The 14982-nt window shown below is 72.0% G+C and carries 11 protein-coding genes and 1 pseudogene; all 12 read left to right on the plus strand.

Annotated features, from left to right (window positions below; all coding sequences use genetic code 11):
• Nucleotides 1-235: 235 nt before the first annotated feature.
• Nucleotides 236-538: pseudogene (locus tag ACZ5VD_RS03030) on the plus strand (GNAT family N-acetyltransferase); the annotation flags it as partial.
• 15 nt (nucleotides 539-553) lie between these two features.
• Nucleotides 554-1732: a phage tail tape measure protein gene (locus ACZ5VD_RS03035; RefSeq protein ID WP_468680404.1), complete on the plus strand. Its 1179-nt coding sequence runs from the start codon at nucleotides 554-556 to the stop codon at nucleotides 1730-1732.
• A gap of 48 nt (nucleotides 1733-1780) precedes the next feature.
• A complete protein-coding gene (locus ACZ5VD_RS03040; protein WP_468680406.1) occupies nucleotides 1781-2560 on the plus strand; it encodes a TIGR03936 family radical SAM-associated protein in 780 nt (259 codons plus the stop codon).
• Between the two features lie 249 nt (nucleotides 2561-2809).
• Complete coding sequence (locus ACZ5VD_RS03045) at nucleotides 2810-6886, plus strand: Rne/Rng family ribonuclease (RefSeq protein WP_468680407.1); 4077 nt, start codon at nucleotides 2810-2812, stop codon at nucleotides 6884-6886.
• A 237-nt stretch (nucleotides 6887-7123) separates the two neighbouring features.
• Complete coding sequence (gene rplU, locus ACZ5VD_RS03050) at nucleotides 7124-7444, plus strand: 50S ribosomal protein L21 (RefSeq protein WP_081221565.1); 321 nt, start codon at nucleotides 7124-7126, stop codon at nucleotides 7442-7444.
• A 14-nt stretch (nucleotides 7445-7458) separates the two neighbouring features.
• A complete protein-coding gene (gene rpmA / locus ACZ5VD_RS03055; protein WP_019063244.1) occupies nucleotides 7459-7713 on the plus strand; it encodes a 50S ribosomal protein L27 in 255 nt (84 codons plus the stop codon).
• Between the two features lie 118 nt (nucleotides 7714-7831).
• Nucleotides 7832-9268, plus strand: coding sequence for a GTPase ObgE (gene obgE / locus ACZ5VD_RS03060; RefSeq protein WP_468552700.1), 1437 nt, complete (start codon nucleotides 7832-7834; stop codon nucleotides 9266-9268).
• A gap of 155 nt (nucleotides 9269-9423) precedes the next feature.
• A complete protein-coding gene (locus tag ACZ5VD_RS03065) occupies nucleotides 9424-9816 on the plus strand; it encodes an integrin alpha (RefSeq protein ID WP_468680410.1) in 393 nt (130 codons plus the stop codon).
• A gap of 61 nt (nucleotides 9817-9877) precedes the next feature.
• Nucleotides 9878-10249, plus strand: a complete 372-nt coding sequence (locus ACZ5VD_RS03070; protein WP_468680412.1) for a hypothetical protein — start codon at nucleotides 9878-9880, stop codon at nucleotides 10247-10249.
• 90 nt (nucleotides 10250-10339) lie between these two features.
• On the plus strand, nucleotides 10340-11821 hold the full coding sequence (locus ACZ5VD_RS03075) for an FG-GAP-like repeat-containing protein (protein ID WP_468552703.1): 1482 nt from the start codon (nucleotides 10340-10342) through the stop codon (nucleotides 11819-11821).
• Between the two features lie 197 nt (nucleotides 11822-12018).
• Nucleotides 12019-13569: an alkaline phosphatase D family protein gene (locus ACZ5VD_RS03080; RefSeq protein ID WP_468552704.1), complete on the plus strand. Its 1551-nt coding sequence runs from the start codon at nucleotides 12019-12021 to the stop codon at nucleotides 13567-13569.
• A 113-nt stretch (nucleotides 13570-13682) separates the two neighbouring features.
• Nucleotides 13683-14885, plus strand: a complete 1203-nt coding sequence (locus ACZ5VD_RS03085; protein ID WP_468680413.1) for a hypothetical protein — start codon at nucleotides 13683-13685, stop codon at nucleotides 14883-14885.
• Nucleotides 14886-14982: the final 97 nt, after the last annotated feature.

A 14982-nucleotide genomic window follows, 5' to 3' on the forward strand; every position in this document is an offset into this window, starting at 1 on the left:
CTCCCGGGCCACCGTGCCCAACAGGTGCTCGTCAGGGGCGTGCTGGGCGCAGGACGGGTGGGAGTGGGGGATCCAGACCGTAGGGAGTCCCAGGACGTCGGCGAAGGCGAGGGCGTCGTCGGGGAGGGTGCCACCGAGGTGGGGGGGAGGATCGTCGAGGGCCTGCCGGTGGTGCGGTGCAGTGAGTGGACCCGGAGGGGGCGGGGCTGAGGCGGGTCGCCGGGACCGCGTGTGGTGGTTCGTGGACGGTCACACCTGTCTCGGGCGGATCCAGGTACGTCATCGGTTGACTCCGCGGCTGCGGGACTACGGCGGGCATATCGGGTACGGCGTACGGCCGACCGTGCGTCGCCGGGGTCACGCGACCGGCATGCTCCGGGCGGTGCTGCCCCGCGCCGCGGCCCTGGGACTGGAGAACGTGCTGGTCACCTGTGATATCGACAACACCGGGTCTCGTAAGGTGATCGAGGCCAACGGTGGCGAGTTCGAGGACGAGCGGGGCGGGAAGTTGCGGTACTGGATCCGGACAGGGAACTGAGGCGTCTACGTCGGTATGGATCTGGAGAAACGGTCGCCGAGACCGGAGCCGCCACGGCCGCCGCAGGTGCCCGAAGGTGAGGGATGCCTCGTCGTCGCGATCCGTGTGCCGGTACGCATCGTCGTCCTCGTGCTGGTCGTGCCCGTGCGGATGCTGTGGGACGCGTTCGTCGTGGTGGGACGGGTGTTGCGGGACGTCGTGCTGCGGCCGCTCGGCCGGGCACTGCTGTGGGTCGCGCGGGCCGTCCTCGTCTGGCCGCTCGTGGGGCTCTGGCGGTATGTCGTGGTGCCGCTCGCCAAGGGACTCCGATGGCTCGGCCACACCCTCGTCGTCGTGCCCCTCGGCTGGCTGTACCGCTGTCTGCTGACACCCCTCGGGCACGCCCTCGCCTGGGCCGCGCGGGGCATCGGGGCCGCGCTGGCCTGGGTGTACGCGCACGCGCTGACGCCCGTGGGGCACGGTGTCATGTGGGTGCTCGCCGGTGTGATGTGGGTGCTCAGGGGGATCGGGGTCGGATTCGCCGCCCTGTGGGCCGGACTCGCCGTCCTGGGCGTCGGGATCTACTCGGTCGTCGCCTGGCTGGCCCGGTACCTGTTCGTCGTACCCGCCGTGTGGCTCTACACATGGGTCCTCACCCCCGTCGGCCGGGCGGTCGCCTGGTGTGTCCAGGGCGTCGCGTGGTGCGTCAGCATGATCGTCACCGGTATCGGCATGGCGCTGTACTGGATCGCCCGCATCCTGTTCGTGCTGCCCGTGCTCGCCCTGTGGCGCTGGATCCTGATGCCCGTCGGGCGGGTGCTCGCCGTTCTCGCGCGGGAGATCGGAACGGCCCTCGGACATGCATGGCGGATCGCCGGACATCTCTCCCTCGTCGTCGGACGCTTCCTCGGGACCCTCTTCCGGTGGATCTTCGTCGAGCCGGTGCGATGGGTGTACCGGACCGTCCTCACCCCCGTCGGACACGTCGTCCGTGACCTGGTCCTGCGGCCCGCCGCCGAGGTCGCCCGCAGCGTGCGGCGGGCCACCCGGCAGGCCCTCGCCTCCGCCCGCGAGTCCGTACGGCAGGCGCGCGCCGACTTCCGGCGGATGGTCTTCGGGGAGCCGAAGCAGCCGCAGCCGGTGGACGCCGGGGAACCGACGGGCGGCGACACACGTACTCTTGGTAGAAGTACGACCGCTCTCACGAAGGACTGAACGACACTGGGCAAGCGACAGCCCGAAGGCCCGCCGCCCGCACCCGCGGTGCAGCGCATCCGACTGCGCTACACCAAGCGCGGCCGCCTCCGGTTCACCAGCCACCGTGACTTCCAGCGCGCCTTCGAGCGTGCGTTGCGCCGCGCCGAGGTGCCGATGGCGTACTCGGCGGGGTTCACGCCGCATCCGAAGGTGTCGTACGCCAATGCCGCACCCACCGGCACGGGCAGTGAGGCGGAGTATCTGGAGATCGCCCTCACCCAGGCGCGTGACCCGGAGGAACTCAGGATTCTGCTCGACGAGTCGCTGCCCACCGGGCTCGACGTCATCGACGCGGTCGAGGCCCGCACCTCCGGCCTCGCCGACCGGCTCACCGCTTCCGTATGGGAGCTGCGGCTGGACGGAGTGGATCCGGCCGACGCCGAACGCGCGGTCGCGGTCTTCAACACCGCCGAGTCCGTCGAGGTCCAGCGCACGACCAAGAACGGCGTTCGGACCTTCGACGCCCGCTCGGCGGTGGCGCACCTCGAAGCACTCGGTCAACAGGCTGATAGGCCGACCGACCAGGCCTGTGCGATACTGCGCCTGGTTGTTCGGCACGTGACGCCTGCCGTACGACCCGACGACGTCCTGTCCGGTCTCCGCGCCGTGGCCGACCTGGCGCCGCCGGTCCCCGCAGCGGTGACCAGGCTGGCGCAGGGGCTGTTCGATGCAGGGACCGGCACGGTGACCGACCCGCTCGCGCCCGACCGCGAGGCAGTGGTGGCCCTCTCGACGGCCACTCACGCTGCCGCCGCGACGGCGCAGGTGCCGGAAGGTTCCGCGTAGGGACGGACGTCGTACAAGCGCCGCCCTCGGACTCGGGAGCCACCTGGGTCGGGCAGCGCACCGACCACAAGACTTTCGCCAGGCCGTACGCATTCGGCGTACGGAACCGGCGAGACAGGACACAGAAAGCTCCCGTGCGGCGCCCGCGCCCCGGACGGCGGCACCGCGCAACGCGCGAGCCGCGGACGTCACCGGCATCATCGCCGGACCAGGCGCGGCGCCCGGGAGCCTGACGGGAGAAACGCCCGCATGCTCGAACCGACCGAACCCGCAGAGTCCTCAACGGGCTCCGAATCGAACACCCCCAGCGACACCCTGCCGCCGCGTCGTCGGCGCCGTGCCGCTTCCCGTCCGGCGGGTCCGCCGGGTGCCTCGTCCGAGGCACCGGAGGAGACCGTCGCGCCGGCCGTACCGGCCGCCGATGCCGAGGACCTCGTCACCGACGAGGAAGAAGCCGCCGAGACCAGCGAGGTCGAGGAGGTCGCCGAGGCTGTCGAGAGCCCGGTGGCCGACGAGGCCGCGCCCCGCACCTCGCGTCGCCGTGCCACGCGCCGTGCCTCGGCACCGGCCGGGGCTCCCGCCGCGGCCGAGGCCGCCGAGACCGTCGTCACCGCGCCCGTCGCCGCCGAGGCTGTCGAGAGCCCGGTGGCCGAAGAGACCGCTCCCGCGCCTCGGACGCGTCGCCGTGCCACCCGCCGGGCGTCCGCGCCCGCCGGGGCACCGGCTTCCGCAGAGTCGGCCGAGGTCACCGAGACCGTCGTGCCGCCCGTCGCCGCCGAGGCTGTCGAGAGCCCGGTGGCCGACGAGGCCGCGCCCGCGCCTCGGACGCGTCGCCGTGCCACCCGCCGGGCCTCCGCGCCCGCCGGTGAGCCGGTGGAGACCCCCGCCGACGCCCCTGCCGACACCGTCGCCGACGCTCCCGTCGCTGTGACCGCCGAGCAGCCCGACTCCGACGAGGCCGCCGAGGACGCCGCTCCGCGCCGTTCGCGGCGCCGTGCCACGCGTCGGGTGTCCGCGCCCGCCGGTGCCGAGTCCGAGTCGGCCGAGGAGGCCGTGGTGACGAGCACGCCCGAACCCGAGGTTCCCGCCGCCCAGAGCGAGCCCGCCGAGACGCCCGTCGAGGACGCCTCCCCGCGTCGTCGGCGTCGTGTCGCCCGCAAGGCCGCCACCGGCTTCGCCGCGCCCGCGCAGCCGGCCGGCGGTGCGGACGACGACGAGGCTCCGCGCCGCCCGTCGCGGCCCGCCGTGGCCGTGTTCCAGGCGCCGGTCTTCACCGAGCCGCAGTTCCAGACCCCGCAGCGGGCCGCCGCGGCGGCGGCTGCCGAGGCCGTGACCGAGGTCGAGCCCGAAGAGGTCGAGGAGACCGTCGAGGAGCTCCCCGAGGAGCAGAGCGGCCGTCGTCGGCGCCGTCGTCGGGGCTCCGCCCCCGCGCAGGAGCCCGAGGCCCCCGCCGAGCCGGTCGCCGAGACGGTCGTGGAGGAGGAGCCGGAAGAGGCCGACGAGGCCGAGGACTCCGCCGAGGGCGACGAGTCCGAGGACACCGGTTCGCGCCGGCGTCGTCGTCGGGGCGGCCGTCGCCGTCGCCGGGGCGACCTGGCCGACTCCGAGTCGGGCGACGGCGACGACCTCGCCGACGAGCAGGCCTCCCAGGACACCGAGGACAGCGCCGGGCAGGCCGACGAGGATGCCGAAGCCTCCGAGGACGCCGACGACCGTGAGGACGCCGGCGGCTCCAGCAGCAGCCGTCGCCGCCGTCGCCGTCGCCGTCGCGCCGGTGACTCGTCCACCGAGGGCGAGCCCGGTGACGGCGACCCCGAGCGCACCGTCGTCAAGGTCCGCGAGCCCCGTCCCCCGCGGGAGAGGGGTTCCGAGCCGTCCGACGAGGTCCAGTCCATCAAGGGCTCGACCCGCCTGGAGGCCAAGAAGCAGCGCCGCCGGGAAGGCCGTGAGCAGGGCCGCCGACGCGTCCCGATCATCACCGAGGCCGAGTTCCTGGCCCGCCGCGAGGCCGTCGAGCGCGTGATGGTCGTCCGCCAGCACGGCGACCGTACGCAGATCGGCGTCCTGGAGGACGGCGTGCTCGTCGAGCACTACGTCAACAAGGAGCAGTCGACCTCGTACGTCGGCAACGTCTACCTCGGCAAGGTGCAGAACGTGCTGCCGTCGATGGAGGCCGCCTTCATCGACATCGGCAAGGGCCGCAACGCCGTGCTGTACGCCGGTGAGGTCAACTTCGAGGCGCTGGGCATGGGCCACGGCCCGCGGCGCATCGAGAGCGCGCTGAAGTCCGGGCAGCCCGTCCTCGTCCAGGTCACGAAGGACCCGATCGGGCACAAGGGCGCGCGTCTGACCAGCCAGGTCTCGCTGCCGGGCCGCTACCTGGTCTACGTGCCCGAGGGCTCGATGACCGGCATCAGCCGCAAGCTGCCCGACACCGAGCGGGCCCGGCTGAAGACCATCCTCAAGAAGATCGTCCCCGAGGACGCGGGCGTCATCGTGCGCACCGCCGCCGAGGGTGCGAGCGAGGAGGAGCTGCGCCGGGACGTCGAGCGGCTGCAGGGCCAGTGGGAGGACATCCAGAAGAAGGCGAAGAGCGGCGGCAGCTCGAACGCGCCGACGCTGCTCTACGGCGAGCCGGACATGACCGTCCGGGTCGTCCGCGACATCTTCAACGAGGACTTCACCAAGGTCGTCGTGAGCGGCGAGGACGCGTGGGAGACCATCCACGGGTACGTCTCGCACGTCGCGCCCGACCTGGCCGAGCGGCTGTCCCGGTGGACCTCCGAGGTCGACGTCTTCGCCACGTACCGGATCGACGAGCAGCTCGCCAAGGCGCTGGACCGCAAGGTCTGGCTGCCCAGCGGCGGTTCGCTGGTGATCGACCGGACCGAGGCGATGGTCGTCGTCGACGTCAACACCGGCAAGTTCACCGGCCAGGGCGGCAACCTGGAGGAGACGGTCACCAGGAACAACCTGGAGGCGGCCGAGGAGATCGTGCGTCAGCTCCGGCTGCGCGACCTCGGCGGCATCATCGTCATCGACTTCATCGACATGGTCCTGGAGTCCAACCGGGACCTGGTGCTGCGGCGCCTCCTGGAGTGCCTGGGCCGCGACCGTACGAAGCACCAGGTCGCCGAGGTCACCTCGCTGGGTCTGGTCCAGATGACCCGCAAGCGGGTCGGCCAGGGACTGCTGGAGTCGTTCTCCGAGACCTGCGTCCACTGCAACGGCCGCGGCGTCATCGTGCACATGGAGCAGCCGACGTCCGTCGGAGGCGGCGGCAAGCGCCGCAAGCGCGGACGTGGCGGTGACGGGCAGCCGCACGAGCACCACGAGCACGAGGCGGCCGTAGAGGCTCCCGAGACGGTCGAGGAGAGCGTGGCGGAGGTGGCGGCCGAGGCCGCCGAGCCGATCTCGCTGCCCGAGCCGGACTTCGCACCCGACGAGGAGCTGTACGGCTCCGTCGCCGAGGCGGAGGCCGCGGCCGGACGGGGTCGTTCGCGGCGCCGGTCGAGCCGACGGGCGTCCGCTCCGGCGGGTGCCCCGAAGCGGGACCGCGACGACCGGCGGGACGACCGGCGTGGTGAGCAGCGCGACGAGGCGAGGACCGAGGCCCCGGCCGAGGTTCCCACCGCGCAGGACGTGACGGCCGAGGAAGAGGTCGAGCGTTCGGTGCTGCCGGAGCAGGCGGCCGTCGCGCAGACCGAGCCCGTCGCCGTCGAGGACCCGGTCGTCGAGGCGTCGGCGCCGGTCGCCGAGGACGCCGCGCCCAAGGGCCGTACCCGCCGTCGCGCGACCCGCAAGGTGTCCGCGCCGGCCGGTTCGCCCGCGGGGGCCGAGGCCGCCGTGGTGACGGTCGCCGAGACCGCGCCCGTGGCCGAGCCGCAGGCCGAGGCCGTCGTCGAGGCCCCGGCCGAGGCGTCCGCCGAGAGCGCCGCCCCGGCCCGTCCGCGGCGCCGTGCCGTGCGCAAGGCCACCGCACCCACCGCGTCCGAGGAGGCGGCCGTGCTGGTCGTCCCGTCGGCGGCGGAGGAGCCGGTGGACGTGTCGTCCGACGCCGAGGCGGAGGCCGACGGCGATGGGGCGGCTCCGGCCAGGAAGACGGCCCGTAAGACGGCCAAGAAGGCCACGGCGAAGAAGGCCGCCGCGACCGCCGCCACCAAGAAGACCGCGGCCAAGAAGACCGTCGCGAAGAAGACGACGGCCAAGAAGGCGGCGAAGACCACCACCGCCAAGACGGCCGCCAAGAAGTCGGCGTCGAAGAAGACCGCGGCGGCGGAGCAGCAGTCGCCCGCCTCGGTCTCGGCGTCCACCGACGAAGGCTGACGAGGCCTGACGTGGGGGTGGAGCCGGTCCGCGTGACCGGCCCCACCCCCACGGCGCCCGGCCCGGTTTGACCCGTTCGGCCGCGGCCCCGTAACCTTGACCAGCGGCGTGTCCCTAGACGTGCCACATCCCCGTAAACCTCATCCTCCAGGGCACTGGGTGCTCAGGAGAGGCCGCTCGCGTGTCGGGCGGCTGGACTGCGGGGGTGCCGTTCCCGAGCGAGAGAGTGAGATCCGCGTGTACGCCATCGTGCGCAGCGGTGGTCGCCAGCACAAGGTTGCTGTCGGCGACATCGTTGAGGTTGACAAGATTTCCACTGCCAAGGTAGGCGACACGGTCGAGCTCTCGACCTTGCTCGTTGTCGACGGCGAAGCTGTTACCAGCGACCCGTGGGTGCTGGCCGGCATCAAGGTCCAGGCCGAGATCGTGGACCACCACAAGGGCGTCAAGATCGACATCCTTCGCTACAAGAACAAGACCGGCTACCGCCGTCGTCAGGGCCACCGCCAGCAGTACACGGCGATCAAGGTCACTGAGATCCCCGCGGCTGCGAAGTAAGGGACTGAGGAGAGATGGCACACAAGAAGGGCGCATCGTCCACCCGGAACGGTCGCGACTCGAATGCCCAGCGGCTCGGCGTGAAGCGCTTCGGCGGTCAGGTCGTCAACGCGGGTGAGATCCTGGTCCGCCAGCGCGGCACCCACTTCCACCCCGGTTCGGGCGTCGGTCGTGGCGGCGACGACACGCTGTTCGCGCTGAACGCCGGTGCGGTGGAGTTCGGTACCCACCGTGGCCGCAAGGTCGTGAACATCGTTCCGGTCGCCTGATCGGAAGCTTGCGCGAGGCGGACCTCACTTCCCTCACGGGAAGCGGGTCCGCCTTTCGCGTGTTGCTCCTAGGCAGAGCAGTCAAGTAACACCCCGTACGTAACTGGAGGCACATCCCATGACCACCTTCGTGGACCGCGTCGAGCTGCATGTCGCCGCGGGTAGCGGAGGTCACGGCTGTGCCTCCGTCCACCGTGAGAAGTTCAAGCCGCTGGGCGGCCCGGACGGCGGCAACGGCGGCCGGGGCGGCGACGTCACCCTGATCGTCGACCAGTCCGTGACCACGCTGCTCGACTACCACCACTCCCCGCACCGCAAGGCCACCAACGGCAAGCCCGGTGAGGGCGGCAACCGGTCCGGCAAGGACGGGCAGGACCTCGTCCTCCCGGTCCCGGACGGCACCGTCGTCCTCGACAAGGCGGGAAACGTGCTCGCCGACCTGGTCGGGCACGGCACCGCGTACATCTCCGCCCAGGGCGGCCGCGGCGGCCTCGGCAACGCGGCGCTGGCGTCCGCGCGGCGCAAGGCGCCGGGCTTCGCGCTGCTGGGTGAGCCGGGGGGCTTCCAGGACATCGTCCTGGAGCTGAAGACCGTCGCGGACGTGGCCCTGGTCGGCTACCCGAGCGCCGGCAAGTCCTCGCTGATCTCCGTGATGTCGGCCGCCAAGCCGAAGATCGCGGACTACCCGTTCACCACGCTGGTCCCGAACCTGGGCGTGGTCACCGCCGGCTCGACCGTCTACACCGTCGCCGACGTGCCCGGCCTCATCCCCGGTGCCAGCCAGGGCAAGGGCCTGGGCCTTGAGTTCCTGCGGCACGTGGAGCGGTGCAGCGTGCTCGTGCACGTGCTGGACACGGCGACCCTGGAGTCCGACCGTGACCCGCTGTCCGACCTCGACATCATCGAGGCGGAGCTGCGGGAGTACGGCGGCCTCGACAACCGGCCGCGGATCGTCGTCCTGAACAAGATCGACGTACCGGACGGCAAGGACCTCGCCGAGATGGTGCGGCCGGATCTGGAGGCCCGCGGCTACCGGGTCTTCGAGGTGTCGGCGATCGCGCACATGGGGCTGAAGGAACTGTCGTTCGGGCTGGCCGAGCTGGTCGCCAAGTTCCGGGCGGCGAAGCCGCAGGAAGAGGCCACCCGGATCGTGATCCGGCCGAAGGCCGTCGACGACACGGGCTTCACCGTGAGCCTCGAAGAGGACGGGCTGTTCCGGGTGCGGGGCGAGAAGCCCGAGCGCTGGGTGCGGCAGACCGACTTCAGCAACGACGAGGCCGTGGGCTATCTCGCGGACCGGCTCAACCGCCTCGGTGTGGAAGCCGCGTTGATGAAGGCGGGCGCCCGCTCCGGCGTCGGTGTCGCGATCGGACCCGAGGACAACGCGGTCGTCTTCGACTGGGAGCCGACGGTGATGGCGGGTGCCGAGATGCTCGGCAGGCGTGGCGAGGACCACCGGCTGGAGGAGCCGCGGCCCGCGACGCAGCGGCGCCGGGACCGGCAGGCCGAACGGGACGAGGCGACGCAGGAGTTCGACGACTTCGAGCCGTTCTGAGCGGCGAGGCGCGTCACGGCGTGAGGTGACTCCGGGGAAAGCTCCGGTATACGGCAGGGCAACCAACCGTCACTCCGGCGAGTCGTACTGGGCAGTGCGGATGAGGATCTTGAGCCTCTCCGCGGTCAACTGCCCTTTCGACAGCCGGAGTCGACGTGCCCGAACCTGTTTCCCGCCGTGGCGCACGGGGTGTGTGCGGCGCACGACGTGCCGTCGCGGTCACGGTCGCCGTGCCGGCCGCGAGAACGAGTACGAACGCGAACGCGCTGCCGGCCGCCCGGGCCGAGGCCGAGGCCGGTGTACGGCAGGGCTCGGTACAACGGGGCTCCGTGCGGCAGGACTTCAATGGTGACGGCTTCGAGGATCTCGCCGTCGCCGCGCCCCGTGCCACGGTCGGCGGGAAGGCCGGGGCAGGGTACATGGCCGTGCTCCATGGGTCGGCCGGCGGTCTGAAGGCCGCGTCCAAGAAGGTGTACACGCAGGCCTCTTCCGGGATATCCGGCACGGTCGCGAGCGGCGCCCGGCTCCGCGACACGTTCCCCCGCTGACGACTGCTCTCCTCAGGCTCTTCCCGGTCCTCTCGGGCCGCGCGACACCTTATGGGGCACCATGAACCGGCGCAGTACCGGCCGACGCGGCCGACCCACCCGACGCATCCGGCCGGCGGCCGTCGCGGTCATCATGGCCCTCACCCTTCCGGTGGTCACGCACACTGCCGCCCCCCCTCGCCCCTCCTCCACGACGGCCGCGAGGCTCCAGGACGACTTCCTCGGCACGCAGGCCGCCCTCGTCGACGCCGAGGCGAGCGCGAAGAGCGGCCTGGTGGTCGGCGACCCCGCCGAGAACGCGGGCAACGGCTCCGTCCGGGTGTTCCCGGCTGCGCCCGCAGGCATCACCGCGAGCGGCTCCCTCTCCTTCGGCGCGGCCAAGGCGGGCGCCCCGGCGACGGGAGCGCGCTTCGGGGGCTCGCCGGCGCACTGACGGCGACCACGGCCTCGTAGCGCCCGCACCACGACCACGACCGCACGACTGCGTAGCACCCGCACCACCACCACAACAGGAGGCAGCGACATGAACAGACCTCGACGGGCATGGCACACGGGTCTCGCGGTGGTCCTGGCGGTCACCGGGGCCGTGGCCCTTCCCGCGGCCCAGGCCGCCGCCGACGGCCGGGCCACCGCGACCGAGCTGCGGGACGACTTCAACGGTGACGGGTACGCCGACCTCGCGGTCGCGGCGCCCTCGGCGACCGTCGGCGGGAAGAAGGGCGCCGGGTACGTCGCCGTGCTGTACGGCTCGGCGAGCGGGCTGCGCACGGCGACGAAGCAGGTGTTCAGCCAGAACACGGCGGGCGTGCCCGGGAGCGCGGAGACGAACGACGCGTTCGGCAGCGCGCTGGCCACGGCCGACCTCGACCGGGACGGGTACGCGGACCTCGTCGTCGGCGTGGGAGGCGAGGACACGGCCGACGGGGGCACCGACTCCGGACTGGTCGAGGTGATCCGGGGCGGTGCGAAGGGCCTGTCCGGTGGTGTCGCGACGGCCACGGGGCGTGCCTACGACGGGCTCGGCGCCCGGGGTCACCTGACCGTCGCGGACGTGAACGGCGACGGTGCCACGGACGTGGTGACCGTGGAGAACGTGCACGACCTGCGGGTCCTCAAGGGCCCCTTCACCCCCGCCGGTGCGTACAGCGGCGAGCAGGTGGTGAAGGACCCGTACGACAGCCGGGTCCTCGACCTGGACGCGGGGGACGTCAACGGCGACGGCGTCACCGACGTGGTCGCCACCGAGAACAGCGGGGACGAGTTCGACGCCCGCCGCGTCTCCTACTGGCTCGGCACCCCTCAGGGCCTCACCCCGTTCACCCTCGTCTGGGACAACGACGGTGCCCAGCTCCAGGGCGGCGAGAACCTCGACGTGGGTGACGTGAACCGGGACGGCTTCGCCGACATCGTGGTGGGCCGTGCCGTCGACGGGTACGACAGCGACCTCGACACCTACCTCGCCAAGGGCGGCCGGGTCGCCTGGATACCCGGCACCGCGGACGGGCCGGACGGCGTGAACGCGGTGTTCCTCAACCAGGACAGCGCCGGAGTGCCCGGCACCGCCGAGAAGGGCGACGGCTTCGGCACCGACGTCCAGATCGCCGACGTCACCGGCGACGGCTACCCCGACGTGGTCACCGGCCTGCCCGGCGAGGACCTCGGGTCCGTGAAGGAGGCGGGATCCGTCGTCGTGCTGCGCGGCGGTGCGAAGGGCCTCACCGGCGCCGGCGCCCAGGCGGTCACGCAGAACACCGCCAACGTGCCGGGCGCGGCGGAGAAGAACGACGCCTTCGGACGGGCCGTCCACCTCGGTGACGCGAACGGCGACGCTCTGGCCGACCTGGCCGTCGGCACACCGGGGGAGAACACGGGCGCCGGGTTCGTGTGGACCTTCCGCTCCGGTCCGGCCACGGTGGTGACGCCGAACGGCACGACCGCCTTCGGCGCGTCGGTCCTCGGCACGGTCGCGGCGGGCGCGAGGCTCGGCACGGGCTTCGCGTACTGACCGACCGTCAGATCGGGGGGCTTCTTCTGGCCAGCCGTCAGATCCGTTGTGGCCACGGGTGGTTACCGTGCCGCAACGGGTCGCCTGTTGTCTCCTCACCTGTCATGCACGCGAAGGGCTCTGTTCAGCGGGCGGACCGACCGGAGGCGTGAGCTTCCACATGTCCACCAGGCAAGCGAGGCAGGGGAGTTCGCCCGATGACCGGAGCAGTATCGCCCGACCGACGCCGCTTTCTGACCGCGGGAGCCGCCGTGCTCGGCGCCGCGGCCTCCGCCCAGCTGTGGTTGCCGAACAGCGCCCGGGCAGCGGAGACCCCGCTGCCCGACGGCGTGTTCAGCCTCGGAGTGGCCTCCGGCGATCCACTGCCGGACGGCATCGTGCTGTGGACCAGACTCGCCCCCGATCCGCTGAACGGCGGTGGCATGCCCGACGAGGCCGTGCCGGTGCGCTGGGAACTCGCCGAGGACGAACGGTTCAGAAAGATCGTCCGGCGCGGCACGGCCCACGCCCTGCCCGCGTACGGACACAGCGTTCACGTCGACGTACGGGGACTGCGCGCCGGCCGCGCCTACTGGTACCGCTTCCGCGCCGGCGACCAGCTCTCCCGCACCGGCCGCACCCGCACCGCCCCCGCCCGGCACAGCTCCGGCGGCAACCTGAGGATCGCGCTCGCCTCCTGCCAGAACTGGCAGCACGGCTATTTCACGCCCTACGCGGACATGCTGGCCCAGGACCCCGACGTGGTCCTCTTCGTCGGCGACTACATCTACGAGTCGTCGCCGTCGGCCACGGCCGTACGACGGCACGAGGGCACCGGAGAGCCGTACAGCCTCACCCAGTACCGCAACCGGTACGCCCAGTACCACGCCGACCCCGACCTCGCCGCGATGCACGCGAACGCGCCCTTCGTGGTCAGCTTCGACGACCACGAGGTCGACAACGACTTCGCCGGCGAGATCCCGCAGGACCCCGACCGGCAGCCCCACGACGCGTTCGTGGCCCGGCTGACGGCGGCCTACCAGGCGTACTACGAGCACATGCCGGTGCGCGCGAGCGCCGTACCCGACGGTCCGCACATCCGGATGTACCGCCGGTTGGAGTTCGGGCGGCTGGCCCGGCTCAACGTGCTGGACACCCGGCAGTTCCGCAGCGACCAGGCGACCGGCCAGGCCGGTGCCCAGGATCCGGCGCTGACCATGCTCGGCGCCGACCAGAAGCAGTGGCTGCTGGACGGGCTGCGCGAGTCGCCCGCCCGCTGGAACCTGATCGCCTCGCAGATCATGATGGCGGAGACCGACCTGAGGATCGGCGAGGGCAAGCTCTGGTACTACGACGCCTGGGACGGCTACCAGGCCGAGCGCAACGGGCTCCTGGAGGAGTTCAGGAGGGTCCGCAACCCGGTCGTGCTCTCCGGCGACCGCCACCTGACGATGATCAGCGACCTGAAGCAGGACTTCGCCGACCCGGACTCCAGGGTCGTCGGCGCCGAGTTCGTCGGCACCTCCATCTCCAGCAACGGCGACCAGGACCAGGCCGCCTTCCACGCCCAGTGGGACCCGCTGATGGCCGACAACCCGCACTGGAAGCTCCTCGACGCCCACCGCGGCTACCACCTGCTCGACGTCCGCCGCGAAGGCGTCGAGGCGCAGGTGCGGATCGTCGACACGGTGCTGAGGCCGCAGGCCACCCCCAGCACGCTGGCCAGGCTGCGGATCGACGCGGGCAGGCCGGGTGTCCGGCTGGTGTGACCGGCGCGGGTGACATGGCCGTATGACGTCCGTGTGACGGGAGCCTGGGACTCATCTGTGTCCCAGGTCTCTCTCAGCGCTGTCTCAGGAAGCCCTCTTACCGTCCCTTGACCATGGAGACGGACTGTACGAGGGACGACGATCCGGTGAACGGCGTGACCGCCCCGCTGCCCACCGGCACCCGGCTGCTGCACATCGGCCCGCACAAGACCGGTACGACGTCGATCCAGGGCGCCCTGTTCGCCGCCAAGGACGCGCTGCCCGCGCACGGGGTGGTCTTCCCCGCCGACACCAGGCACCCCATGGAAGCCGTGCTGGCCGCCTGCGCCCGCCCCGGCATGATGGGCAACGCCGAGCCGACCGAGCGGCACTGGAAGCGCCTGCTGGACCAGGTCCGCGCCACCGGCCTGCGCACCTCGGTGATCAGCAGCGAGTTCTTCGCCGACACCCCGGACGAGGAGACCGTCGCGCGGGTCGTCGAGGAGCTCGGCGGGGACCGGGTGCACATCCTGGTCACGCTGCGCCCGCTGGCCCGGATCATGCCCTCGCAGTGGCAGCAGTACGTGCAGAACGGCCTGCGCATGGGCTACGAGGACTGGCTGGAGCACATGCTCCGCAAAGCCCCGTACGAGAAGCCCAATCCCAGCTTCTGGCACCGCCACCGGCACGACCGGCTGGTGGAGCGCTGGGCGCGGGTGGTCGGCCCCGAGCGGATCACCGTCGTCGTCGTCGACGACCGCGACCGGGGCGCTCTGCTGCGCACCTTCGAGCGGCTCCTCGCGCTGCCCGCGCATCTCCTGCAGCCGGTTCCGGACGCCGCGAACCGTTCTCTTACCCTTGCCGAGACCGAAATGCTGCGGAATCTTAATATGGAATTCCGGGGCAATGGACTCCCGGACGAGCTCTATTCCCAGCTTGTGCGATACGGCGCGGTGATGCATATGAAGAACACGTGCACCCCCGGTCCCGACGACGTGAAGATCGGCACACCCCGGTGGGCGGTCGAGGCCGCCGGCGGGATCGGCGCGCAGATGGCGGAGCGGATCGGGGCGACGGGGGTACGCGTCCTGGGTGACCCCGCGCTGCTGTCCGCCGTCCCGAAGCCCGCCGGTGAGGCGCCCGGCGAGGTGCCGGGCGAACCGAGGATCGCTCCCGAAGTGGCGGCCCGGGCCCTGTACGGGGTCCTCGCGGCCGCCGCCGCGGCGCCGGTGCGGCACTCCGCACCGGCCAAGGCGCGTACGGTTCACCAGACGCCCTCGAAGGAACTGGTGAAGGTGCTCGGGCATCGCTGCCTGAAGCGCCTCCGGCGCCACTGAGGGTGCAAGGTGAATGACGGGTTGCGCGCACATATGCAGCGAAGGGCGCTCACCTTGCACTGCGGTAACCACAAGTGGGACCATTTCCACATTCCCT

This window comes from Streptomyces sp. NPDC032822 (genome assembly GCF_055578825.1).

Coding starts and splice junctions, on each gene's coding strand:
- ACZ5VD_RS03035 (WP_468680404.1), top strand. CDS start 554: ATGGATCTGGAGAAACGGTCGCCGAGACCGGAGCCGCCACGGCCGCCG.
- ACZ5VD_RS03045 (WP_468680407.1), top strand. CDS start 2,810: ATGCTCGAACCGACCGAACCCGCAGAGTCCTCAACGGGCTCCGAATCG.
- rpmA (WP_019063244.1), top strand. CDS start 7,459: ATGGCACACAAGAAGGGCGCATCGTCCACCCGGAACGGTCGCGACTCG.
- obgE (WP_468552700.1), top strand. CDS start 7,832: ATGACCACCTTCGTGGACCGCGTCGAGCTGCATGTCGCCGCGGGTAGC.
- ACZ5VD_RS03070 (WP_468680412.1), top strand. CDS start 9,878: ATGAACCGGCGCAGTACCGGCCGACGCGGCCGACCCACCCGACGCATC.
- ACZ5VD_RS03075 (WP_468552703.1), top strand. CDS start 10,340: ATGAACAGACCTCGACGGGCATGGCACACGGGTCTCGCGGTGGTCCTG.
- ACZ5VD_RS03080 (WP_468552704.1), top strand. CDS start 12,019: ATGACCGGAGCAGTATCGCCCGACCGACGCCGCTTTCTGACCGCGGGA.
- ACZ5VD_RS03085 (WP_468680413.1), top strand. CDS start 13,683: ATGGAGACGGACTGTACGAGGGACGACGATCCGGTGAACGGCGTGACC.